General features: G+C 57.6%; 17 protein-coding genes, 3 tRNA genes and 4 rRNA genes. 8 read left to right on the top strand and 16 right to left on the bottom strand.

Annotated features, from left to right (window positions below; translation table 11 throughout):
- The first annotated feature begins 35 nt into the window (after positions 1–35).
- Together edd and FHU12_RS24280 are read left to right on the top strand one after the other, a co-directional pair.
- The gene (edd, locus tag FHU12_RS24285; RefSeq protein WP_141972244.1) at positions 36–1,850 is read left to right on the top strand and encodes a phosphogluconate dehydratase; all 1,815 of its coding nucleotides are present in this window, start codon (positions 36–38) and stop codon (positions 1,848–1,850) included.
- Between the two features lie 54 nt (positions 1,851–1,904).
- Positions 1,905–2,546: a bifunctional 4-hydroxy-2-oxoglutarate aldolase/2-dehydro-3-deoxy-phosphogluconate aldolase gene (locus FHU12_RS24280; protein WP_141972242.1), complete on the top strand. Its 642-nt coding sequence runs from the start codon at positions 1,905–1,907 to the stop codon at positions 2,544–2,546.
- A gap of 1 nt (position 2,547) precedes the next feature.
- Here FHU12_RS24280 and aceK read toward each other — a convergent pair whose 3' ends face one another.
- The 11 genes from aceK to FHU12_RS24225 form a co-directional block, all read right to left on the bottom strand.
- Positions 2,548–4,302 (bottom strand): bifunctional isocitrate dehydrogenase kinase/phosphatase, encoded by a 1,755-nt coding sequence (gene aceK / locus FHU12_RS24275; RefSeq protein WP_141972240.1) that lies wholly within the window; start codon positions 4,300–4,302, stop codon positions 2,548–2,550.
- Positions 4,303–4,371: 69 nt separating this feature from the next.
- On the bottom strand, positions 4,372–5,679 hold the full coding sequence (gene aceA, locus FHU12_RS24270; protein ID WP_141972238.1) for an isocitrate lyase: 1,308 nt from the start codon (positions 5,677–5,679) through the stop codon (positions 4,372–4,374).
- A 41-nt stretch (positions 5,680–5,720) separates the two neighbouring features.
- A complete protein-coding gene (aceB, locus tag FHU12_RS24265; protein ID WP_141972236.1) occupies positions 5,721–7,319 on the bottom strand; it encodes a malate synthase A in 1,599 nt (532 codons plus the stop codon).
- Positions 7,320–7,693: 374 nt separating this feature from the next.
- Positions 7,694–8,623, bottom strand: coding sequence for a homoserine O-acetyltransferase MetA (gene metA / locus FHU12_RS24260; RefSeq protein ID WP_043139603.1), 930 nt, complete (start codon positions 8,621–8,623; stop codon positions 7,694–7,696).
- Between the two features lie 379 nt (positions 8,624–9,002).
- A 5S ribosomal RNA gene (gene rrf / locus FHU12_RS24255) occupies positions 9,003–9,118 on the bottom strand.
- Positions 9,119–9,163: 45 nt separating this feature from the next.
- A tRNA-Thr gene (locus FHU12_RS24250) sits at positions 9,164–9,239 on the bottom strand.
- A 14-nt stretch (positions 9,240–9,253) separates the two neighbouring features.
- Positions 9,254–9,369: ribosomal RNA gene (gene rrf / locus FHU12_RS24245) — 5S ribosomal RNA — on the bottom strand.
- Between the two features lie 99 nt (positions 9,370–9,468).
- Positions 9,469–12,376, bottom strand: a 23S ribosomal RNA gene (locus FHU12_RS24240).
- 207 nt (positions 12,377–12,583) lie between these two features.
- Positions 12,584–12,659, bottom strand: a tRNA-Ala gene (locus tag FHU12_RS24235).
- 38 nt (positions 12,660–12,697) lie between these two features.
- Positions 12,698–12,774, bottom strand: a tRNA-Ile gene (locus FHU12_RS24230).
- 74 nt (positions 12,775–12,848) lie between these two features.
- Positions 12,849–14,390 (bottom strand): 16S ribosomal RNA (locus tag FHU12_RS24225).
- The 16S, 23S and 5S rRNA genes sit together here with 3 tRNA genes alongside, the layout of an rRNA operon.
- 506 nt (positions 14,391–14,896) lie before the next feature.
- On the opposite strand from FHU12_RS24225, the gene FHU12_RS24220 reads away from it, so the two are divergent.
- Entirely contained in the window at positions 14,897–15,439 is a 543-nt protein-coding gene (locus tag FHU12_RS24220) for a gamma carbonic anhydrase family protein (protein WP_004929699.1), read from the top strand.
- Between the two features lie 38 nt (positions 15,440–15,477).
- Here the strand turns inward: FHU12_RS24220 and aroE are convergent, their stop codons facing one another.
- From aroE to dprA, 5 genes are read right to left on the bottom strand one after another with little or no spacing between them, the layout of a single operon-like run.
- Positions 15,478–16,296 (bottom strand): shikimate dehydrogenase, encoded by an 819-nt coding sequence (aroE, locus tag FHU12_RS24215; RefSeq protein WP_141972234.1) that lies wholly within the window; start codon positions 16,294–16,296, stop codon positions 15,478–15,480.
- Between the two features lie 11 nt (positions 16,297–16,307).
- Positions 16,308–16,877 (bottom strand): L-threonylcarbamoyladenylate synthase type 1 TsaC, encoded by a 570-nt coding sequence (gene tsaC / locus FHU12_RS24210; RefSeq protein WP_141972231.1) that lies wholly within the window; start codon positions 16,875–16,877, stop codon positions 16,308–16,310.
- Positions 16,878–16,884: 7 nt separating this feature from the next.
- A complete protein-coding gene (locus FHU12_RS24205) occupies positions 16,885–17,430 on the bottom strand; it encodes a DNA topoisomerase family protein (RefSeq protein ID WP_019456195.1) in 546 nt (181 codons plus the stop codon).
- Positions 17,431–17,455: 25 nt separating this feature from the next.
- A complete protein-coding gene (gene smg / locus FHU12_RS24200; RefSeq protein WP_025160381.1) occupies positions 17,456–17,929 on the bottom strand; it encodes a DUF494 family protein Smg in 474 nt (157 codons plus the stop codon).
- Positions 17,901–19,022 (bottom strand): DNA-protecting protein DprA, encoded by a 1,122-nt coding sequence (dprA, locus tag FHU12_RS24195; protein ID WP_141972229.1) that lies wholly within the window; start codon positions 19,020–19,022, stop codon positions 17,901–17,903. Before dprA ends, smg begins: the two co-directional genes overlap by 29 nt.
- A 133-nt stretch (positions 19,023–19,155) precedes the next feature.
- Between dprA and def the strand changes: the two genes are divergently transcribed.
- The 5 genes from def to mscL all read left to right on the top strand — a co-directional run bounded on the left by def (position 19,156) and on the right by mscL (position 23,975).
- Positions 19,156–19,665, top strand: a complete 510-nt coding sequence (def, locus tag FHU12_RS24190; protein WP_015379260.1) for a peptide deformylase — start codon at positions 19,156–19,158, stop codon at positions 19,663–19,665.
- A 17-nt stretch (positions 19,666–19,682) separates the two neighbouring features.
- Entirely contained in the window at positions 19,683–20,627 is a 945-nt protein-coding gene (gene fmt / locus FHU12_RS24185; protein ID WP_028127621.1) for a methionyl-tRNA formyltransferase, read from the top strand.
- A 72-nt stretch (positions 20,628–20,699) separates the two neighbouring features.
- A complete protein-coding gene (rsmB, locus tag FHU12_RS24180; RefSeq protein WP_141972227.1) occupies positions 20,700–21,989 on the top strand; it encodes a 16S rRNA (cytosine(967)-C(5))-methyltransferase RsmB in 1,290 nt (429 codons plus the stop codon).
- A gap of 55 nt (positions 21,990–22,044) precedes the next feature.
- Positions 22,045–23,421: a Trk system potassium transporter TrkA gene (gene trkA, locus FHU12_RS24175; protein ID WP_004929716.1), complete on the top strand. Its 1,377-nt coding sequence runs from the start codon at positions 22,045–22,047 to the stop codon at positions 23,419–23,421.
- Positions 23,422–23,558: 137 nt separating this feature from the next.
- Positions 23,559–23,975 (top strand): large-conductance mechanosensitive channel protein MscL, encoded by a 417-nt coding sequence (gene mscL / locus FHU12_RS24170; protein ID WP_025304493.1) that lies wholly within the window; start codon positions 23,559–23,561, stop codon positions 23,973–23,975.
- The last annotated feature ends 49 nt before the right edge of the window (positions 23,976–24,024 follow it).

The following is a 24,024-nucleotide window of genomic DNA, read 5'->3' as shown; positions in this document are numbered from 1 at the left end:
GGCGACGACTATAACAACAGCAATGTGAGGAAGGCATGATTAACCCAACCTTGTCCCGTGTCACACAGCGCATCATCCACCGTTCCCAAGCCAGCCGCGCCGCCTATCTGGCGCGCATCGAAGCGGCCCGCGCCCAAACCGTCCACCGCGCGCAGCTGGCCTGCGGCAACCTGGCCCACGGCTTCGCCGCCTGTCAGCCCGATGACAAGACGTCGCTGAAAAACATGGTGCGCAGCGATATCGCCATCATCACCGCTTATAACGACATGCTGTCGGCCCACCAGCCGTATGAGCACTACCCGCAGCGGCTGAAGCAGGCGCTGAAAGCGGTCGGTGCCGTGGGCCAGGTGGCCGGCGGCGTGCCGGCGATGTGCGACGGCGTGACGCAGGGACAGGACGGCATGGAGCTGTCGCTGATGAGCCGCGACGTGATCGCCATGTCGGCCGCCGTCGGCCTGTCGCACAATATGTTCGACGGCGCGCTGTTCCTCGGCATCTGCGACAAGATCGTGCCCGGACTGGTGATGGCCGCCCTCTCCTTCGGCCACCTGCCCGCGCTGTTCGTGCCGGCCGGCCCGATGAGCAGCGGCCTGCCGAACAAGGAAAAGGTGCGCGTGCGCCAACTGTACGCCGAGGGCAAGGCCGACCGTCTGGCGCTGCTGGAGGCCGAGGCCGCGTCCTATCACGGTATCGGCACCTGTACCTTCTACGGCACCGCCAACACCAACCAGATGGTGATGGAAGTGATGGGCCTGCACCTGCCGGGCGCCTCTTTCGTGCATCCGGACACGCCGCTGCGCGACGCACTGAACGATGCCGCCGCGCGCCAGGTGACCCGGCTGACCGACACCGCCGGCAACTACCTGCCGATCGGCCGTCTGGTGGACGAGAAAGTGGTGGTGAACGGCATCGTCTCGCTGCTGGCCACCGGCGGCTCCACCAACCTGACCATGCATCTGGTGGCGATGGCGCGCGCAGCAGGCATCATCATTACCTGGGACGATTTCTCGGAGCTGTCGGAGGCGGTGCCGCTGCTGTGCCGCATCTATCCGAACGGCCCAGCCGACATCAACCAGTTCCAGGCCGCCGGCGGCGTGCCGCTGGTGGTGCGCGAGCTGCTGCAACACGGGCTGCTGCACGAAGACGTGCATACCGTGGCCGGTTTCGGCCTGCACCGCTACACCCAGGAACCCTGGCTGGATAATGGCCAGCTGGTGTGGCGCGAAGGCGTGGCCGGCTCGCTCGACGCCAGCGTGATCGCCAGCGTCGCTCAGCCGTTTGAGCATCACGGCGGCACCAAAGTGATGGCCGGCAATCTGGGCCGTGCGGTGATGAAAACCTCGGCGGTGCCCGCCGACAACCAGATCATCGAAGCGCCGGCGGTGGTGTTCGACAGCCAGCACGACATCGTGCCGGCGTTCGAAGCCGGCAAGCTGGATCGCGATTGCGTGGTGGTGGTGCGCTTCCAGGGGCCGCAGGCCAACGGCATGCCGGAGCTGCACAAGCTGATGCCGCCGCTGGGCGTGCTGATGGATCGCGGCTTCAAAGTGGCGCTGGTGACCGACGGCCGCCTGTCAGGCGCCTCCGGCAAGGTGCCTTCCGCCATCCACGTCACCCCGGAAGCCTATAGCGGCGGCCTGCTGGCGAAAGTGCGCGACGGCGATCCGATCCGCGTCAACGGCCGCAGCGGCGAGCTGCAGGTGCTGGTCGACGCCGACGAACTGGCCCAGCGCGCGCCATGCCAGCCCGATCTGAGCGCCGAACACATCGGCTGCGGCCGCGAGCTGTTCGGCGCGCTGCGCAGCCAGCTGTCCGGCGCCGAGCAGGGCGCCTGCTGCATCAAATTTTAATCGATAGCCTGGCCGCATCGCCGCCTGGCGGCGGCCACAGAGGAGAACGTCATCATGAACAAGTGGAAAACAAGCGCCGAGCAGATCCTGACGGCGGGGCCGGTGGTGCCGGTCATCGTTGTCAACAAGCTGGAACATGCAGTGCCGCTGGCGAAAGCGCTGGTCGCCGGCGGCGTGCGGGTGCTGGAAGTGACGCTGCGCACCGCCTGCGCCATGGACGCCATTCGCGCCATCGCCCAAGAAGTGCCGGAAGCGATCATCGGCGCCGGTACGGTGATCAATCCGCAGCAGCTGCGTGAAGTGACCGAAGCCGGCGCGCAGTTCGCCATCAGCCCAGGATTGACCGACGAACTGCTCAAGGCGGCCACCGCCGGGTCCATTCCGCTGATTCCGGGCATCAGCACCGTTTCCGAGCTGATGCTGGGCATGGATTACGGCCTGCGCGAGTTTAAATTCTTCCCGGCGGAAGCCAACGGCGGCGTAAAAGCGCTGCAGGCGATCGGCGGCCCGTTCCCGCAGGTGCGTTTCTGCCCGACCGGCGGCATCTCGCCGGACAATTACCGCAGCTATCTGGCGCTGAAAAGCGTACTGTGCATCGGCGGCTCCTGGCTGGTGCCGGCGGACGCGCTGGAAAGCGGCGACTACGCCCGTATCACCGAACTGGCGCGCGCCGCCGTCGCGGGCGCCAAGGCCTGATTTACATCGCAGCGGTGGCGGCCGGCAGGGCCGCCCCGCTGCGCTGGCTGAACCGCTGCTTCTTGCGGTAAGCGAACACGTCTTCCACGTGCCCCTCGCGGATGCGCTGCTGCAACCCACGCCAATACTCCGCGGTAAACAGATCGCTGTGCAGCTCTTCAAACACCCGCCGAATGCGCCGATCGCCGCACAGGAAGTGACGGAACTCCTCCGGGAACACGTCGTTGGGCGCGATGCTGTACCACGGCTCGCTGGCCAATTCGTCCTCCGGATAGCGCGGCGGCGGAATGTCGCGGAAGTTAACCTCAGTCATGTAGCAAATCTCGTCGTAGTCGTAGAACACCACCCGCCCGTGGCGCGTCACGCCGAAGTTTTTGAACAGCATGTCGCCGGGGAAGATATTGGCGGCGGCCAGCTGCTTGATGGCATTGCCGTACTCTTCAATCGCATCGCGCATCTGCTGGTCGTTGGCCTGCTCCAGATACAGGTTCAGCGGCGTCATGCGCCGTTCCATATACAGATGCTTGATCACGATGCGATCGCCGAGATCTTCCAGTTTGCCCGGCACTTCGCGCCGCAGCTCCGCCAACAGCTCCGGGCTGAGGCGCGCCTTGTCGACGACGAAATTCTCGTACTCCTGGGTATCCGCCATGCGCCCGACGCGATCGTGCTCTTTCACCAGCTGATAGCAAGCCATCACCTGCGCCTGCGTTACCTCTTTTTGCGGGGCGAATTCGTCTTTGATCACTTTAAACACCCGATCGAAGGACGGCAGAGTGAACACCAGCATCACCATGCCCTTCACCCCCGGCGCGATGATAAATTGCTCCTGCGACTGCGCCATAAAGGTCAGGTATTCGCGATAGCATTCGGTTTTACCGTGCTTCTGGCAGCCGATCGCCATGTACAGCTCGGCGGTGGTTTTGCCCGGCAGGATCTCGCGCAGCCACTCCACCATCGCCGCCGGCAGCGGCGCGTAGACCATGAAATAAGAGCGGGCGAAGCCGAAGACGATGCTGGCCTCGGCCTTGCCGGTCAGGCAGGCATCGATAAACAGCGCGCCCGACTCGCTGTGGTGGATCGGGAGCAAGAACGGATAAACACCGTCGGCCAGGCGCAGCTTGCCGACCAGCCAGGCGGCCTTGTTGCGATAGAACAGTTCGTTGGCTATCTGGAAGGTTGCGCCCGCCAGCTGCGCTGCGCTGAAGGCGCGTTGCAGCGCCTGAGTGATGTCGCGAATATCGCGCGCCAAGTCCTCCCACGGCAGCCGCAGCGGCAGATCGCTCAGCACGCTACGCAGCATCGCCGGCAGATCGCCATTGGGGGTGAAATCGCGTGCCAGCGGACGCGGTATGTCGCGAAAGCGCCGTTCCGGCTGCGAACTGAAGACGAACAGCTTGTCCGGCGTCAGATCGCGGTGCCTGAACAGCCGGCAATAGACCGAGTTAAAGAAGCTTTCGGCGATCTCGAAACGCGGATAGTCCGGCAGCAGGTCGATATAAACCGCTTTAACCCGGCTGGGGAAATCGGCGTCGAAGTATTTCTGCCCGGTGATGCATTTGAGCTGCTCCACCACCAGGCCGACGTGATGGTCATACAGATGGATGCGCTTTTTCATCGCCTGCTGCACCGCCGGCCAGTCCGCCTGCTCGAAGCGCTGCTGCGCGCCGGCGGTCACTTCCAGAAAGCGGCCGTACTGCGCATCGAAGCCCTGCAGGATCGTCTGTGCGATCAACAACTCCAGTTTTGCCGCCATCCTTACCCCCGCCAGAAAAAGAAGCCTGCGCATGCAGGCTTCGGGTGAAACGTCTTCAAGCTTGCCGCATCAGAACTGCTGTTCTTCCGTCGAACCGGTCAGCGCGGTGACCGAAGAGGCGCCGCCCTGAATGACGGTGGTGACCTTGTCGAAGTAGCCGGTGCCCACCTCCTGCTGGTGCGACGCGAAGGTGTAACCGCGATCCACCGCGGCGAACTCCGCCTGCTGCACCTTCTCGACGTAGTGTTTCATCCCCTCGCCTTGTGCATAGGCGTGCGCCAGGTCAAACATGTTGAACCACATGCTGTGGATGCCCGCCAGCGTGATGAACTGATACTTGTAGCCCATGTCCGACAGCGCCTGCTGGAAGCGAGCGATGGTCTGATCGTCGAGGTTCTTCTTCCAGTTGAACGATGGCGAGCAGTTGTAGGCCAACAGCTTGCCTGGGTATTTGGCGTGGATGGCATCGGCGAAGCGCTGAGCGGCATCCAGATCCGGCGTTGAGGTTTCGCACCACACCATATCCGCGTAAGGGGCATAGGCCAGGCCGCGGCTGATCGCCTGCTCGACGCCGGCATGGGTGCGGAAGAAGCCTTCCGCCGTGCGCTCGCCGGTGATGAAGGCGCTGTCATACGGATCGCAATCGGAGGTCAGCAGGTCGGCCGCATCGGCGTCGGTGCGGGCGATCACCAGCGTCGGCACGCCGAGCACGTCGGCCGCCAGGCGTGCGGCGACCAGCTTCTGAATCGCTTCTTGCGTCGGCACCAGCACTTTGCCGCCCATATGGCCGCACTTCTTCACCGCCGCCAGCTGATCTTCAAAGTGCACCCCGGCGGCGCCGGCGGTGATCATCGCTTTCATCAGCTCGAAGGCGTTCAGCACACCGCCGAAGCCGGCTTCCGCATCGGCGACGATCGGCAGGAAGTAATCGGTGTAGCCTTTGCTGCCCGGCTCAATTCGGTTCGCCCATTGGATCTGATCGGCGCGGCGGAAGGTGTTGTTGATGCGCTCGACGACCTTCGGCACGGAGTCCACCGGATACAGCGACTGGTCAGGGTACATGGCCGCCGCGCTGTTGGCATCCGCCGCCACCTGCCAGCCGGACAGGTAGATAGCCTCGATGCCGGCTTTGGCCTGCTGCAGCGCCTGGCCGCCGGTCAGCGCGCCCAGGCAGTTCACGTAGCCTTTGCGCGCCTTGCCGTTCAACAATGCCCACAGTTTGGCGGCGCCGTTTTGCGCCAGGGTGCATTCCGGGTTGACCGAACCGCGCAGGTTGATCACGTCTTCGGCGCTATAGGGGCGGGTAATGCCTTCCCAACGGGCCGATTTCCATTCCTGTTCCAGCTGCTGGATCTGTTGAGAGCGGGAGGTAGACATAATTTTTATCCTTTCAGTCATGTAGGGTTGATTGGGAAAATTCAGGCCAGCAGCGCATAGCCGGGCAGCGTCAGGAAATCGATTAATTCATCTTGCGTGGTGATGCGCTCCATCAGGCGCGCCGCCTCTTCGAACCGGCCGGCGTTAAAGCGCGCTTCCCCTACTTCTTCACGCACCACCAACATCTCTTCTTGCAGCATCTGGCGGAACAGCGCCTTGGTGACCGGGCGCCCGTCGTTCAGGCTCTTCTCGTGGTGGATCCACTGCCAGATAGACGTACGGGAGATCTCCGCCGTCGCCGCATCCTCCATCAAACCGTAAATCGGCACGCAGCCGTTGCCGGAGATCCAGGCTTCAATGTACTGCACGGCCACGCGGATATTGGCGCGCATCCCTGCTTCGGTGCGCTCACCGTCGCACGGTGCCAGCAGCTGTGCGGCGCTGATCGGCGCGTCTTGCTCACGCAGCACCTCCAGCTGATTTTGGCGATCGCCCAATGCTTTGCCGAACACCTCCATCACCGTGTCCGCCAGCCCCGGGTGTGCCACCCAGGTGCCGTCGTGGCCGTTGCTGGCCTCCAGCTCTTTGTCCGCCCGCACCTTGTTCAGCACCCAGGCGTTTTTCTCGGCGTCTTTGCTCGGGATAAACGCCGCCATGCCGCCCATGGCGAACGCGCCGCGCTTATGACAGGTTTTGATCAGCAGGCGCGAATAGGCGCTGAGGAAAGGTTTCTCCATGGTCACCGACTGACGATCCGGCAGCACGCGATCGCCGTGATTCTTCAGCGTTTTGATGTAGCTGAAGATGTAATCCCAGCGGCCGCAGTTCAGACCGACGATGTGGTCGCGCAGGTGGTAGAGGATCTCGTCCATCTGGAACACCGCCGGCAGGGTTTCGATCAGTACGGTCGCTTTGATAGTGCCGCGCGGCAGATCGAAACGATCCTCGGTAAAGCTGAAGACATCGCTCCACCAGGCCGCCTCTTCCCAGGACTGGGTTTTCGGCAGGTAGAAATACGGGCCGCTGCCCTTGGCCAGCAGCTGGCGATAGTTGTGGTAGAAGTACAGCGCGAAATCGAACAGGCCGCCGGGAATGGCCTCATCACCCCACAGCACGTGCTTCTCCGGCAGATGCAGACCGCGTACGCGAGCGATCAATACCGCCGGGTTCGGTTTCAGCTGGTAGATTTTGCCGGCTTCATTGGTGTAGGAAATGGTGCCGTTAACCGCATCATGCAGGTTGATTTGGCCGTCGATGACTTTGTCCCAGCTTGGCGCCAGCGAATCTTCGAAGTCGGCCATAAACACTTTTACGTTGGCGTTCAGCGCATTGATCACCATCTTGCGCTCGACCGGCCCGGTGATCTCGACCCTGCGGTCACGCAGGTCTTGCGGAATGCCGCGGATTTGCCAGTCACCTTCACGAATGGAAGCAGTTTCCGAAATAAATCCCGGCAGTTCACCGCGATCGATATTTTGTTGCCAGCGGACACGCGCCGCCAGCAGCTCGTTGCGCCGCGGCGTGAATTTCCCCACCAGGTCCGCCAGGAATTCAACCGCTTCATCCGTTAACACCTGGCGCTCCGCTGCGGCGAAACCCTGCGTAAACCTTAATTCCGTGCCTGCTATCTGTTGCGTCATGACCTTGCTCCTTCCCATCGTTGCGCCCGCGCGACCGGCGCATTTTCATCAGAAATCACTGTGGATCAGGGCGGATGAAACGATCCTCAACTGGTCAGATCTCATCCCGATAGAGTTAAGAATACTCAACAAAAAATAAAAATCAAAAACCATTTCCATTTTATTATTAAATATTTTATTAACACTTTATTATCAATTGGTTAGACAAAATAACAACAATAGCGGGTAAGGAAACTGGTTCCAATAATTTAATAAAGACGTGCTAACGCCTTGTCGGGAAATGGTTTTTTGGATAAAAGGACGGATAAAAAGAGGATCGTGCAGAGGATCAACGGCGCGGCGGCCTCGATTCAGCCGCCGGCAGACAGAAAAGATCAGTCGAGCGTGGGATTCATATGGCGCAGATCGTAAGGTGTGATCTGGTAGACGTAATAGTTGAGCCAGTTGGAAAACAGGAGGTGACCATGGCTGCGCCAGGTGGCTTTCGGTGTCAGTGCGGGGTTGTCATCGGGGAAATAGTTGAGCGGTACGGCAGGATCGAGGCCGGCATCGTTGTCGCGACAATACTCTCCTGCCAGGGTCAACGTATCGTATTCCGGATGGCCGGTGACGAACGCCAGGCGCTTATCCCTGCTGGCGAACAGGTAGGCTCCGGCCTGTTCGGATTCGGCCAGGATGTCCAGGTCGGTATATTGGCGAATCACCTCGGTCGGGAAATCGGCATAGCGCGAATGCGGCGCCAGGAAGCTTTCGTCGAAGCCGCGCGTCAGCAACGCATGCTGCTGCAGCGTTTGGTGCGGATAAACGCCGGAGAGCTTCACCTCGCGCGTCATCTTGGGAATGCCGTACAGAATATTCAACGCCGCCTGTACCGCCCAGCACACGAACAGCGTGGAGGTAACGTGGTTCTTAGCCCAGTCGATCACGCGCTCGATCTGCGGCCAGTAGGCAACATCGCAGAAATCGACCAGCCCCAGCGGCGCGCCGGTGACGATCAAACCATCGAAGTTCTCGTTCTGGATATCCTCGAAGTCACAATAGAAGTTATTCAGATGCTCGGCCGGCGTGTTCTTCGATTCGCGGCTATCGATACGCAGCAGCTGGATATCAATCTGCAGCGGCGAGTTGGACAGCAGGCGCAAAAACTGGTTTTCCGTTTCGATCTTCTTTGGCATCAGGTTGAGGATCAGCACTTTCAGCGGCCTGATTTCCTGTGTTTTTGCCCGCGAGGATGTCATCACGAAGACATTCTCACCGCGCAAGAAATTGACCGCAGGTAACTCATCAGGAACACGAATCGGCATTGCTTAACCCTCACACATCCATTTATACGTTTAGACTTCTAGATGCCCGAAGATAGCGTTTTTTTCCGTCGATGTCGAGCATTCGGCGGAAAGGTGAAAATGTTTCATTGCGCGAGCGGCGCCAGGGTATGGCAGGGAGATGAAAGGCGCTGAAAGCAAAAAGGCCATCCTTTCGGATGGCCTCTTGGCTTATTTGGTGCTTGGCAGTGTCCTACAGTATTCGTCTCATCCTGAGACTCTCCCCTGCGGGGCCGCCGCAAGCGGCGTTAAGGCCCGTTCCCGACGGGCCTTTCGCATGCCCATGTTCGAGCAGAACACCAAATAACAGACAAAACAAAAAGCCCCATGCTTTCGCATGAGGCTTGTTGTTTTATTTGATGCTTGGCAGTGTCCTACTCTCGCATGGGGAGACCCCACACTACCATCGGCGCTACGGCGTTTCACTTCTGAGTTCGGCATGGGGTCAGGTGGGACCACCGCGCTATTGCCGCCAAGCAAATTCTTTTTTCTGCCGAACTTCTAAACCCACTTTAAATAAAGTGGTGCTGATACCCAGAGTCGAACTGGGGACCTCACCCTTACCAAGGGTGCGCTCTACCAACTGAGCCATATCAGCACGCTTAATTTGATGCCTGGCAGTGTCCTACTCTCGCATGGGGAGACCCCACACTACCATCGGCGCTACGGCGTTTCACTTCTGAGTTCGGCATGGGGTCAGGTGGGACCACCGCGCTATTGCCGCCAGGCAAATTCTGTTTCATCCCAACCGCGCCACTCCCGTGTCGCCATCAGAACCAATCTCGGAACTTCGCTGAAAATCTCTCTAAAAACACCTTCGGTGTTGTAAGGTTAAGCCTCACGGATCATTAGTACTGGTTAGCTCAATGCATCGCTGCACTTACACACCCAGCCTATCAACGTCTTAGTCTTAAACGTTCCTTCAGGGGCCTTAAAGGCCCAGGGAAGACTCATCTTGAGGCAAGTTTCGCGCTTAGATGCTTTCAGCGCTTATCTTTTCCGCACTTAGCTACCGGGCAATGCCATTGGCATGACAACCCGAACACCAGTGGTGCGTTCACTCCGGTCCTCTCGTACTAGGAGCAACCCCTCTCAATCTTCCAACGCCCACGGCAGATAGGGACCGAACTGTCTCACGACGTTCTAAACCCAGCTCGCGTACCACTTTAAATGGCGAACAGCCATACCCTTGGGACCTACTTCAGCCCCAGGATGTGATGAGCCGACATCGAGGTGCCAAACACCGCCGTCGATATGAACTCTTGGGCGGTATCAGCCTGTTATCCCCGGAGTACCTTTTATCCGTTGAGCGATGGCCCTTCCATTCAGAACCACCGGATCACTAAGACCTACTTTCGTACCTGCTCGAGCCGTCACTCTCGCAGTCAAGCTAGCTTATGCCTTTGCACTAACCTCACGATGTCCGACCGTGATTAGCTAACCTTCGTGCTCCTCCGTTACTCTTTGGGAGGAGACCGCCCCAGTCAAACTACCCACCAGACACTGTCCTCACCCCAGATTATGGGGCCGAGTTAGAACATCAAACATTAAAGGGTGGTATTTCAAGGATGGCTCCACGCAGACTGGCGTCCACGCTTCAAAGCCTCCCACCTATCCTACACATCAAGGCTCAATGTTCAGTGTCAAGCTATAGTAAAGGTTCACGGGGTCTTTCCGTCTTGCCGCGGGTACACTGCATCTTCACAGCGAGTTCAATTTCACTGAGTCTCGGGTGGAGACAGCCTGGCCATCATTACGCCATTCGTGCAGGTCGGAACTTACCCGACAAGGAATTTCGCTACCTTAGGACCGTTATAGTTACGGCCGCCGTTTACTGGGGCTTCGATCAAGAGCTTCGCCTTGCGGCTGACCCCATCAATTAACCTTCCAGCACCGGGCAGGCGTCACACCGTATACGTCCACTTTCGTGTTTGCACAGTGCTGTGTTTTTATTAAACAGTTGCAGCCAGCTGGTATCTTCGACTGGCTTCAGCTCCATCCGCGAAGGACTTCACCTACATGCCAGCGTGCCTTCTCCCGAAGTTACGGCACCATTTTGCCTAGTTCCTTCACCCGAGTTCTCTCAAGCGCCTTGGTATTCTCTACCTGACCACCTGTGTCGGTTTGGGGTACGATTTAATGTTACCTAGAGCTTAGAGGCTTTTCCTGGAAGCAGGGCATCAACTACTTCTGCACCGTAGTGCATCGTCATCACGCCTCAGGGTTAGTATGTAACCGGATTTACCAGGTCACACCCCCTACACGCTTAAACCGGGACAACCGTCGCCCGGCTAGCCTAGCCTTCTCCGTCCCCCCTTCGCAGTAACACCAAGTACAGGAATATTAACCTGTTTCCCATCGACTACGCTTTTCAGCCTCGCCTTAGGGGTCGACTCACCCTGCCCCGATTAACGTTGGACAGGAACCCTTGGTCTTCCGGCGAGCGGGCTTTTCACCCGCTTTATCGTTACTTATGTCAGCATTCGCACTTCTGATACCTCCAGCAACCCTCACAGGCCACCTTCAACGGCTTACAGAACGCTCCCCTACCCAACAACGCCTAAGCGTCGCTGCCGCAGCTTCGGTGCATGGTTTAGCCCCGTTACATCTTCCGCGCAGGCCGACTCGACCAGTGAGCTATTACGCTTTCTTTAAATGATGGCTGCTTCTAAGCCAACATCCTGGCTGTCTATGCCTTCCCACATCGTTTCCCACTTAACCATGACTTTGGGACCTTAGCTGGCGGTCTGGGTTGTTTCCCTCTTCACGACGGACGTTAGCACCCGCCGTGTGTCTCCCGTGATAACATTCTTCGGTATTCGGAGTTTGCATCGGTTTGGTAAGCCGGGATGGCCCCCTAGCCGAAACAGTGCTCTACCCCCGAAGATGAGTTCACGAGGCGCTACCTAAATAGCTTTCGGGGAGAACCAGCTATCTCCCGGTTTGATTGGCCTTTCACCCCCAGCCACAAGTCATCCGCTAATTTTTCAACATTAGTCGGTTCGGTCCTCCAGTTAGTGTTACCCAACCTTCAACCTGCCCATGGCTAGATCACCGGGTTTCGGGTCTATACCTTGCAACTATTCGCCCAGTTAAGACTCGGTTTCCCTACGGCTCCCCTATACGGTTAACCTTGCTACAAAATATAAGTCGCTGACCCATTATACAAAAGGTACGCAGTCACACCACGAAGGTGCTCCCACTGCTTGTACGTACACGGTTTCAGGTTCTATTTCACTCCCCTCGCCGGGGTTCTTTTCGCCTTTCCCTCACGGTACTGGTTCACTATCGGTCAGTCAGGAGTATTTAGCCTTGGAGGATGGTCCCCCCATATTCAGACAGGATGTCACGTGTCCCGCCCTACTCATCGAACTCACGACCTGTGCATTTTAGTGTACGGGGCTATCACCCTTTGCTGCGCGACTTTCCAGACGCTTCCACTAACACACAAGCCGATTCAGGTTCTGGGCTCCTCCCCGTTCGCTCGCCGCTACTGGGGGAATCTCGGTTGATTTCTTTTCCTCGGGGTACTTAGATGTTTCAGTTCCCCCGGTTCGCCTCATGCCACTATGTATTCATGACATGATAGTGTGTCGAAACACACTGGGTTTCCCCATTCGGGTATCGCCGGTTGTAACGGTTCATATCACCTTACCGACGCTTTTCGCAGATTAGCACGCCCTTCATCGCCTCTGACTGCCTAGGCATCCACCGTGTACGCTTAGTCACTTAACCTCACAACCCGAAGATGTTTCCATCGTTCGCGCTGCAAACATTTGAGAGACTCTATGACAGGTTACTCTTCATCCCAATACATCTACGGAGGGATAAATTTCAGCCGTCATGTTTCAATTTTCAGCTTGTTCCAGATTGTTAAAGAGCAAAATACTTCGCAGCATACTGTCGCCAATATACTCTGAAGTATTGAAATACCGGACTATATGGTGGAGCTAAGCGGGATCGAACCGCTGACCTCCTGCGTGCAAGGCAGGCGCTCTCCCAGCTGAGCTATAGCCCCATACAGTCACGTGCAGTACCTTTTCCACTTCGAAGAAGTGGTAGGCCTGAGTGGACTTGAACCACCGACCTCACCCTTATCAGGGGTGCGCTCTAACCACCTGAGCTACAAGCCTATAAAGGTATTTCTGCTCGTTACTTTCTATCAGACAATCTGTGTGAGCACGCCACTCGAACTAATATCTTTAGGTAAGGAGGTGATCCAACCGCAGGTTCCCCTACGGTTACCTTGTTACGACTTCACCCCAGTCATGAATCACAAAGTGGTAAGCGCCCTCCCGAAGGTTAAGCTACCTACTTCTTTTGCAACCCACTCCCATGGTGTGACGGGCGGTGTGTACAAGGCCCGGGAACGTATTCACCGTAGCATTCTGATCTACGATTACTAGCGATTCCGACTTCATGGAGTCGAGTTGCAGACTCCAATCCGGACTACGACATACTTTATGAGGTCCGCTTGCTCTCGCGAGGTCGCTTCTCTTTGTATATGCCATTGTAGCACGTGTGTAGCCCTACTCGTAAGGGCCATGATGACTTGACGTCATCCCCACCTTCCTCCAGTTTATCACTGGCAGTCTCCTTTGAGTTCCCGGCCGAACCGCTGGCAACAAAGGATAAGGGTTGCGCTCGTTGCGGGACTTAACCCAACATTTCACAACACGAGCTGACGACAGCCATGCAGCACCTGTCTCAGAGTTCCCGAAGGCACCAATCCATCTCTGGAAAGTTCTCTGGATGTCAAGAGTAGGTAAGGTTCTTCGCGTTGCATCGAATTAAACCACATGCTCCACCGCTTGTGCGGGCCCCCGTCAATTCATTTGAGTTTTAACCTTGCGGCCGTACTCCCCAGGCGGTCGATTTAACGCGTTAGCTCCGGAAGCCACGCCTCAAGGGCACAACCTCCAAATCGACATCGTTTACAGCGTGGACTACCAGGGTATCTAATCCTGTTTGCTCCCCACGCTTTCGCACCTGAGCGTCAGTCTTCGTCCAGGGGGCCGCCTTCGCCACCGGTATTCCTCCAGATCTCTACGCATTTCACCGCTACACCTGGAATTCTACCCCCCTCTACGAGACTCTAGCTTGCCAGTTTCAAATGCAGTTCCCAGGTTGAGCCCGGGGATTTCACATCTGACTTAACAAACCGCCTGCGTGCGCTTTACGCCCAGTAATTCCGATTAACGCTTGCACCCTCCGTATTACCGCGGCTGCTGGCACGGAGTTAGCCGGTGCTTCTTCTGCGAGTAACGTCAATTGATGAACGTATTAAGTTCACCACCTTCCTCCTCGCTGAAAGTGCTTTACAACCCGAAGGCCTTCTTCACACACGCGGCATGGCTGCATCAGGCTTGCGCCCATTGTGCAATATTCCCCACTGCTGCCTCCCGTAGGAGTCTGGACCGTGTCTCAGTTCCAGTGTGGCTGGTCATCCTCTCAGACCAGCTAGGGATCGTCGCCTAGGTGAGCCATTACCCCACCTACTAGCTAATCCCATCTGGGCACATCTGATGGCAAGAGGCCCGAAGGTCCCCCTCTTTGGTCTTGCGACGTTATGCGGTATTAGCTACCGTTTCCAGTAGTTATCCCCCTCCATCAGGCAGTTTCCCAGACATTACTCACCCGTCCGCCGCTCGTCACCCAGAGAGCAAGCTCTCCTGTGCTACCGCTCGACTTGCATGTGTTAAGCCTGCCGCCAGCGTTCAATCTGAGCCATGATCAAACTCTTCAATTAAAAGCTTGATTTGCTTCCACTCGAGAAGCGATGCTCAAAGATTTACTGCATGAATTTTACTTCAGTTAGTCACTCTTCAAGACTTGATATTTTTTTGCATCCGAAGATGCTGGATATCGTCTTGTGGAGTGCCCACACAGATTGTCTGATAAATTGTTAAAGAGCAGTGAGTTAGGCGCTTTCGCTTGCTAACTCGAGGTGGCGTATATTACGCTTTCCTCTTTCAGAGTCAACCCTAATTTTCAGGATTTTTTCTCTTTCTTCCCGGCCGCTGTGTGAAGTGAATCACTTGCGCCGTGTCGATGGAGGCGCATTATAGGGATCCGAGTTTTTTGCACAACCCCTTTTTTGATCTTTTCTTTCTGTTTGCACACTTTTCAGCCCTTCCGGGTGGATCTTGTGCGATCAGGGCCATTTTCCGCAGGATCCGGCGCGGCGATTGGTTGTAATTCCATCGCCAGAGTCTAGTATTGCCGGTAAATATGATCCCGACGTGAGGCAGCATTATGTCCGATGCAGTACGTTCTTATCTTCAATACACCCCTAAACTCGGTCAGCGCGTCTTGATCGATCCTTCCAGCGTCGTGATCGGCGACGTCGATCTGGCGGATGACGTCAGCATCTGGCCGCTGGTCGCTATCCGCGGCGACGTCAATGCGGTAAAGATCGGCGCGCGCAGCAATATTCAGGACGGCAGCGTACTGCATGTGACTCACCGTTCCGAACACAACCCAGACGGTTATCCCCTGCTGATTGGGGAAGACGTGACCGTGGGCCATAAGGCGATGCTGCACGGCTGCGCCATCGGCAACCGGGTGCTGGTCGGTATGGGATCGATCCTGTTGGACGGTGTAGTAGTAGAAGACGACGTAATGATTGGCGCCGGCAGTTTGGTGGCGCCGGGCAAGCGCCTGGCGAGCGGCTATCTTTATATGGGCAGCCCGGCACGCCAGGTTCGGCCGTTGACCGCCGCCGAGTTGGAGGGATTGCTTTATTCTTCTAACAACTACGTACGCTGGAAAGACGAATACCTGTCGGAAGACATCTGATGGGCGCCCCGTTCCCTATAAAGAGAACGGGGTAGGATTTATGCTGCCAGCTCGCTGCGCAGCTGGCGCAATACCGGCTCGATCTCTGGCATCACTCCGTGCCAAAGCAGGAAAGCATGCGCCGCCTGCCCCACCAGCATACCCAGCCCATCGGCATATTCCGTTGCCCCCCGCTGCTGCGCCCAGGCCAGGAAGGGCGTGACGCCCTGCTGATAGAACATGTCATAGCAACGGGTTTGCGCGTTGACTACGCCCGCGGGCAAGGCCGGAATCTCCCCGCTGATGCCGGACGCCGTCGCATTGATCACCAGATCGAACGTTTGCTGATCCAGTTGATCCATCGGCGCCGCCGAGATTTCCCCCAAATGCCGGAAAGCGTGGGCCAACTCTTGGGCCCGGCTGAAGGTGCGGTTGGTGATCGTGAGGCGGCAGCCGAAAGACAACAGCGGCAGGATCACGCCGCGCGCCGCACCGCCGGCGCCCACCAGCAGAATGCGATCCTGCGGCCGGATCAATTGCTGACGCTGCAGATCGGTCAACAAACCGATGCCGTCGGTGTTATCCCCCAATAGATCGCCATTCGGCAATACCTTCAGGGTATTGACCGCCCCGGCCATCGCTGCACGCTCGCTCAGCTCAGAAGCGGCCGAATAAGCTCGCTCCTTGAAGGGTACCGTGACGTTCGCCCCCAGCCCTCCGGCGTAGATAAACGCCTGCAGGCTGGTTTCAAAACCGTCCAGCGGCGCCAGCACTGTCCCATAAGGATGCTCAATGCCGGTCTGGGCAGCAAACAGCGCATGAATTCGCGGCGACTTGCTGTGGCCGATAGGGTTGCCAAATACCGCAAACTTCTCCATGCCCATTACCTCTAGCCCTGACGGATCTGCTCGCCGGTCAGAGCATCTCTGATTTCGGAAGGATTAAGACGGCCACCCACCTCGCCGACCAATACCGGGAAAGCTTCGCCGAATTGCCGAGTGACCTCATCCGCACTGCGGCACGGCTCCAGCCCACTGAGATTGGCGCTGGTCGACACCAGCGGCTTGCCGTACTGCCGGCACAGCAGCTGCACCAACGGATGATCGCTGACGCGTACCGCCAGCGAGCTGAAACGCCCGGTCAACAAACGCGGCGTCTCCGGGCGAGCAGGCAACACCCAGGTTACCGGCCCTGGCCAGCTGGCGAACATCGTCGCGCGCTGCTGTTCGCTGAGCGCGCTGTCGTCGATATAAGGCTTAAGCTGCGCATAGTCGGCGGCGATCAGAATCAGCCCCTTTTCCCACGGCCGCTGTTTCAATGCCAGCAGAGCATTGACCGCCTGTTCGCTGTCGGGATCGCATCCCAGACCGAATACCGCTTCGGTGGGATAGGCAATCACCTGCTGTTGATGCAAAGCATCGATGATAGATAAAAGATTCGGGCTTAATTCTGAGTTCATGATGTGATTATTCTGTAGTCGCGACAGGTTTTCCGCACAGCTTGCTGGCACAGCACAGGACGGGGCCTTTTGCCGTGCGCTTTTCCATCAGCAACGGATAATGGCAATAGGCACATTCACCGGCGACGGGTTTAACATTGAGGGCGAATTGACATTCCGGGTAACGATCGCAGGAGTGAAAAACCTTGCCGTAGCGAGACTTACGCTGCAGCAGTTTGCCCTGACCGCACTGCGGACAGGTAATGGCGGTTTCGTCAGGCTTATCGATCACTTCAGTGTGATCGCACTGCGGATAGTCGCTGCAACCGATAAACATGCCATAGCGCCCCTGGCGCAGCACCAACGTCGCCTGGCACTTCGGGCACTGCTGCCCATCCAGCACCTTGACGATATGCCCATCGGCCTGCGCTTTCAGCGGGCGAATATATTGGCATTCAGGATACTGGGAACAGCCGAGGAAGGGGCCGTGGCGACCGCTACGGATCACCAGCTCGGCCCCGCATTCCGGACAGGGTTCATTTTGCCTGGCGGCAAAAATCGCGTTTTTTGTCATAACGTCTTCTATTCGCGTTATCGGCTCAATGCAGATAACCTTCGTTCACTTCAAACAACAGTTCTTCCATTTGCTGATAGGCGCTTTCATATCCGGGGATATTAAACAGCACCATCAACACGACCCATTTCAGATCTTCGAGATCGAATTCCGCATTATCCAAGGCCATAACGCGGTCGATAACCATTTCACGGGTTTCGAGGTTCAATACCTGAATCTGTTCCAGGAACAGGAGAAAACCACGGCAGCCGGCGTCCAAACGCGCACCTTCTTCTTCGGTGTAGATCCGCATTGCCAGCGGATCGGCATCCATAAAGTAAGGGGCATTTTGACCTTCTTGCAGGTCAGCCAACTTTTCAAGCCAATTCAACGCGTTGTAGATATCATCCCGATGAAACCCCGCCTGAGCGAGATCATCCGTCAGTTGATCCTGATCGACGCGCATCTCTGGTTCATTGTGGATATAAGTTTCAAACAAGTACATGAGTACGTCGAACATGGCTTGCCCTCCTTATTCGGACATAGCCGCCGGGTACAGCTGCGATCCACCCTGCTAACTCCAGCTCGAGTAACTTGATTACCACCACTGGCACAGGTTGGCCGGCACGTTCAGCGACGACGTCAACAGGTGTCACCTCATCTCCTACGTTAGCCAACACATCGGCAAATGGCAATTCAACTTCAGCCTGCGACGCACAAATAGTTGTATTTTCGTTCAGTGACAGCCATTGAAGGCCGCTTCCCAATAATTCGGCGATATCTTTCGGCCCGGTGACCAGGTGCGCGCCCTGTTGGATCAGCCAATGTGTGCCCTCGCTCATCGGGTTCCCTAACGGCCCCGGCAAGGCAAACACTTCACGCCCCTGCTCCAGCGCATAACGAGCCGTCACCAGCGTACCGCTGCGTAACGAAGCCTCTATGACCAGAACGCCCAGACTGAGCCCGCTGATAATGCGGTTGCGGCGTGGAAAATGGTCGGCCAGAGGTAAATCGGTGACCAAATGATCTGAAATCACCGCGCCGCCCAGCTCGACAATCTGCTCCGCGAGCCTGCGATGCCGGCGTGGATAAATATTGGCCAGCCCGCTGCCCAACACCGCGACCGTGCAACCACCGGCCGCCAGCGCTGCGCGATGGCAAATGCCGTCGATGCCGATCGCCAAACCGCTGGTGATGGTGAAACCGCAACGCGCCAATTCCTCGACGAAATAATTGGCCCAACGCTCGCCGTAGTGGCTGAACTGCCGGCTGCCAACCATGGCGAGCTGCGGGTGCAGCAACGCCTGAGGATCGCCCTCGATCAGCAAAAACAGCGGCGCATCATCGATCTGGGCCAGGCGTTCCGGATAGCCGGCCGCCCCATAGTTCAGCATACGGTGCGCCGGCAGCTCCAGCCAACGCAGGGTCGCCGCCAGATAACCGGGATCCGCCTGGTTGAACTGCGTCTGCTGCCGTTCGTTCAATCCCAGCTCATGCAGCACGCGGCGAGGCTCGCACCCCATTTGCGATAGCTGCCGCACGATCCGGCTGGCCACAACGGTCTGCAGCCCCGTTACCCCTCTCATCCGTAAAGCGATCTCTTCCGGCCGCATCGTCTGTTCCCTCAGCAAAAACAGTGGTATTACCAATCTGAGCAATTGGTGCGCAATGCTGTCAATCAGGCCGGGAAATGTCTAGAATAGAGGTTAAACCTCGTTCATTACTCGGATACAGATCTAAAGATATATGTCAGTCTTGCAGGTATTACATTTCCCAGACGAGCGTCTGCGCAAAGTCGCAGCGCCGGTAAAAGAAGTCAATGCAGATATCCAGCGCATCGTGGATGATATGTTTGAAACCATGTACGCAGAGGAAGGCATTGGCCTGGCTGCGACTCAGGTGGATATCCATCAGCGCATTATCGTGATCGACGTCTCCGAGAATCGCGATCAGCGCCTGGTGCTGATCAACCCGGAGCTGCTGGAAAAGAGCGGCGAAACCGGCATCGAGGAAGGCTGTCTTTCCATTCCCGAGCAGCGTGCGTTAGTGCCGCGCGCCGCGCAGGTGAAGATCCGCGCACTGGATCGCGAAGGCAAACCTTTCGAGCTGGAAGCGGACGACCTGTTGGCGATCTGCATCCAGCACGAGATGGATCACCTGATGGGTAAACTGTTCGTCGATTACCTGTCGCCGCTCAAGCGTCAGCGCATTCGTCAGAAACTGGAAAAAATGGCCAAGCTTCAAGCCCGCGCCTAACCGATCAGGAAATCAACGTGTCTGACTCTTTACGGATTATTTTCGCCGGAACACCAGACTTCGCAGCGCGTCATCTTGACGCGCTGTTGTCATCTGAGCACCAGATTGTCGGCGTTTTTACCCAGCCGGATCGCCCGGCAGGCCGCGGCAACAAGCTGACGCCAAGCCCGGTCAAAGTGCTGGCCGAGCAACACCAACTGCCGGTCTTCCAGCCCAAATCGCTGCGCCCCGAAGAGAACCAGCGCCTGGTGGCCGATCTCAACGCCGACGTGATGGTGGTGGTTGCCTACGGGCTGATCCTGCCGCAGGCGGTGCTGGATATGCCGCGTCTCGGTTGCATCAACGTACATGGCTCGCTGCTGCCTCGCTGGCGCGGCGCGGCGCCGATCCAGCGTTCGCTCTGGGCCGGTGACAGCGAAACCGGCGTGACCATCATGCAGATGGACGTCGGTCTCGATACCGGCGACATGATGCACAAGATTGCCTGCCCGATTGAGAGCAGCGATACCAGCGCCAGTCTCTACGACAAACTGGCGCAGCTCGGCCCGCAGGGCATGCTGACTACGCTGCGCCAAATGGCCGATGGCAGCGCCACCCGCGAAGTGCAGGACGAAGCGCTGGTCACCTACGCAGAGAAGCTGAGCAAAGAAGAAGCTCGCCTGGACTGGACACTGTCCGCCGCTCAGCTGGAGCGTTGCATCCGCGCCTTCAATCCTTGGCCGGTCAGCTACTTCACCATCGACGATCAACCGGTGAAAGTGTGGCAAGCCAGCGTACTGGCACAAAGCGCCAACGCGGAGCCAGGCACCGTTGTCCATGCCGACAAGCACGGCATTCAGGTGGCGACCGCCGACGGCATCCTCAATCTGATCCAACTGCAGCCCGCCGGCAAGAAACCGATGTCGGCGCAAGACCTTTTAAATTCACGTCGTGAATGGTTTACCCCGGGTAACCGGCTGTAAGTCACCCCACTGCCCGGCCGTTCATCGCCGGGCCGTTATTTTCTTAATGCCGATCGTTATCAGCTTCAGCCTATGAAAAATAATTACAATCTCCGCAGCATCGCTGCCAAAGCCATCGGCCAGGTGCTGGATCAAGGGCAGTCGCTCAGCACTGTCCTGCCGGCGCTGCAAACCACCATCAACGATAAAGATCGCGGGTTGCTGCAGGAACTGTGTTTCGGCACGTTGCGCGTGCTGCCGCAGCTCGAGTGGTGCATTCAGAAATTGATGGCCAAGCCGCTCACCGGCAAGCAGCGTACGCTGCACTATTTGCTGATGGTCGGCCTGTATCAGCTGTTGTATACCCGCATCCCGGCGCACGCCGTGCTGGCAGAAACGGTGGAAGGCGCAGTGGCGCTGAAACGCCCGCAGTTGAAAGGCCTGATTAACGGCGTCTTGCGGCAATTCCAGCGCCAACAGGAAGAGCTGCTGCAGCGCGCCGCCAACAATGACAGCCGCTATCTGCACCCGAGCTGGTTGCTGAAACGCCTTCAACAAGCCTATCCCGCCAACTGGGAACAGATCGTCGACGCCAACAACCAGAAGCCACCGATGTGGCTGCGCGTCAACCGCCTGCATCACAGCCGCGAAGCTTACCTGCAGCTGTTGACCGACGCCGGCATCGCCGCGGAGCCTCATGCAGACTATGCCGACGCAGTGCGGTTGCTGGCGCCTTGCGCCGTAACCGATCTGCCTGGGTTCGCCGACGGCTGGGTCACCGTGCAAGATGCCTCAGCCCAGGGCTGTGTCGATCTGTTGGATCCGCAAGACGGTGAACAGATCCTCGATTTGTGCGCCGCGCCTGGCGGCAAAACCACGCATATTCTGGAAGCGGCGCCGAAGGCGCACGTCATGGCCGTGGATATCGACGAACAGCGTCTGGCGCGGGTAAAGGAAAACCTGCAGCGTCTGCGTTTGCACGCAGAAGTTAAGCTGGGCGATGGCCGTACGCCGCAACAATGGTGCGGCGACAAACAGTTCGATCGCATCCTGCTGGATGCACCTTGTTCCGCCACTGGCGTGATCCGCCGTCACCCCGACATCAAATGGCTGCGCCGCGATCGCGACATCGCCGAACTCGCCGCGCTGCAGGCGGAGATCCTGGAAGCCGTCTGGCCGCATCTGAAATCGGGCGGCGTGATGGTTTACGCCACCTGCTCTATCCTGCCGGATGAAAACAGCAGCCAGATCGCCGCGTTCTTGCAACGCCACGCCGATGCCAAGCTGGTTGAAACCGGCGATGCGCAGCGGCCTGGGCGGCAGAATATCCCGCATCCCGAGGACGGCGATGGCTTCTTTTACGCTAAGCTGATTAAAATGTAATGCTTCGGGGCGTGCGTGCGCGCCCTAAGTCTTTCAGTGTGAAGCAGAGAACACGATGAAAATAATTATTCTTGGTGCCGGTCAGGTTGGCGGGACGCTGGCGGAAAACCTGGTGGGTGAGAACAACGACATCACCGTCGTCGATACTGATTCCGGCCGGTTGCGTCAGCTGCAGGATAAATTCGATCTACGGGTGGTTCAGGGACATGGTTCCCACCCTCGAGTGCTGCGCGAAGCCGGCGCAGAAGACGCCGACATGCTGGTTGCCGTCACCAACTCCGACGAAACCAACATGATCGCCTGCCAGATCGCCTATTCTCTGTTTAACACCCCCAACCGTATCGCCCGCATCCGCGCACCGGAATATATCCGCGAGTCGGAGAAACTGTTCCTGCCGGAAGCAGTGCCAATCGACCATCTGATTTCACCGGAGCAGTTGGTCATAGACTATATCTACAAACTGATTGAATACCCCGGTGCGCTGCAGGTGGTCAACTTCGCCGAAGGTAAAGTCAGCATCGCCGCGGTTAAAGCCTATTACGGTGGCCCGCTGGTCGGCAATGCGCTCTCTTCGATGCGCGAACACATGCCGCATATCGACACCCGCGTCGCCGCTATTTTCCGCCAGGACAGACCGATCCGGCCGCAGGGCTCGACCATTATCGAAGCCGGTGATGAAGTCTTCTTCGTCGCCGCATCACAGCACATCCGCGCGGTGATGAGCGAACTGCAGCGGCTGGAGAAACCGTATAAGCGCATCATGATCGTCGGTGGCGGCAACGTCGGCGCCGGCCTGGCCGCCAAGCTGGAAAAAGACTACAACGTCAAACTGATCGAGCGGAACCAGCAACGCGCCGCCGAACTGGCCGAACAGTTGCACGATACCATCGTGTTCTACGGCGATGCCTCCGACCAGGAGCTGCTGGCCGAAGAGCACGTCGAGCAGGTGGATGTCTTCATCGCTATCACCAACGACGATGAGGCCAACATCATGTCCGCCATGCTGGCTAAGCGCATGGGCGCCAAGAAGGTAATGGTATTGATCCAGCGCCGCGCCTATGTCGATCTGGTACAAGGCAGCGTGATCGATATCGCCATTTCACCACAACAGGCGACCATCTCCGCCCTGTTGGGGCACGTGCGCAAAGCGGATATCGTCAGCGTTTCGTCGCTGCGCCGCGGCGTGGCGGAAGCGATCGAAGCGATTGCCCACGGGGATGAAAGCACGTCCAAAGTGGTCGGCCGCATCGTCGAAGACATCAAGCTGCCGCCGGGTACCACCATCGGTGCGATCGTGCGTGGCGACGACGTGATCATTGCCAACGGCAATAGCAAAATCGAACAAGGCGATCACGTCATCATGTTTATTACCGACAAGAAATTCGTGCCGGACGTTGAACGCTTGTTCCAACCGAGCCCGTTCTTCTTGTAGAACGAATTTATTAGGCGATGGTCTATAATCGCGTAGTTGTTCTCCGCCTTAAGAGGAGATAAAACTTCTCTCCTTTTGTGGCAAAGGGAAATTGCTTTGTTAAACTTGAGTTATTAATTCTGCAAGGGGTGCGTTCTATGAGTATGTTGAAAGAGTTTCGCGAATTTGCCATGCGTGGCAACGTGGTCGATTTGGCTGTCGGTGTGATTATCGGTGCTGCATTCGGCAAGATCGTTTCGTCCTTCGTGGCCGATATCATCATGCCACCGCTGGGCTTACTGATCGGCGGCGTCGACTTTAAACAGTTCCATCTGGTATTACGTGAAGCTCAGGGCGCCGTACCGGCGGTGGTAATGAACTACGGTTCATTCATTCAAACCGTATTCGACTTCGTGATTGTCGCCTTCGCTATCTTCCTGGCGATTAAATTGATGAACAAAATGCGCCGCAAGCAGGAAGAGGCTCCGGCAGCGCCGCCAGCACCTACCGCAGAAGAGAAACTGCTGACGGAAATCCGTGACTTGCTGAGCCAGCAACAGCAGCCAAAACTGTAAAACAGCGTTTGGTTATGCCAATAAAAAGCCACCTGATAAAGGTGGCTTT

It is taken from the genome of Serratia marcescens (assembly GCF_006715005.1).
GTDB lineage: Bacteria > Pseudomonadota > Gammaproteobacteria > Enterobacterales > Enterobacteriaceae > Serratia > Serratia montpellierensis.
This window is presented reverse-complemented; position numbering and strand designations above follow the sequence as displayed.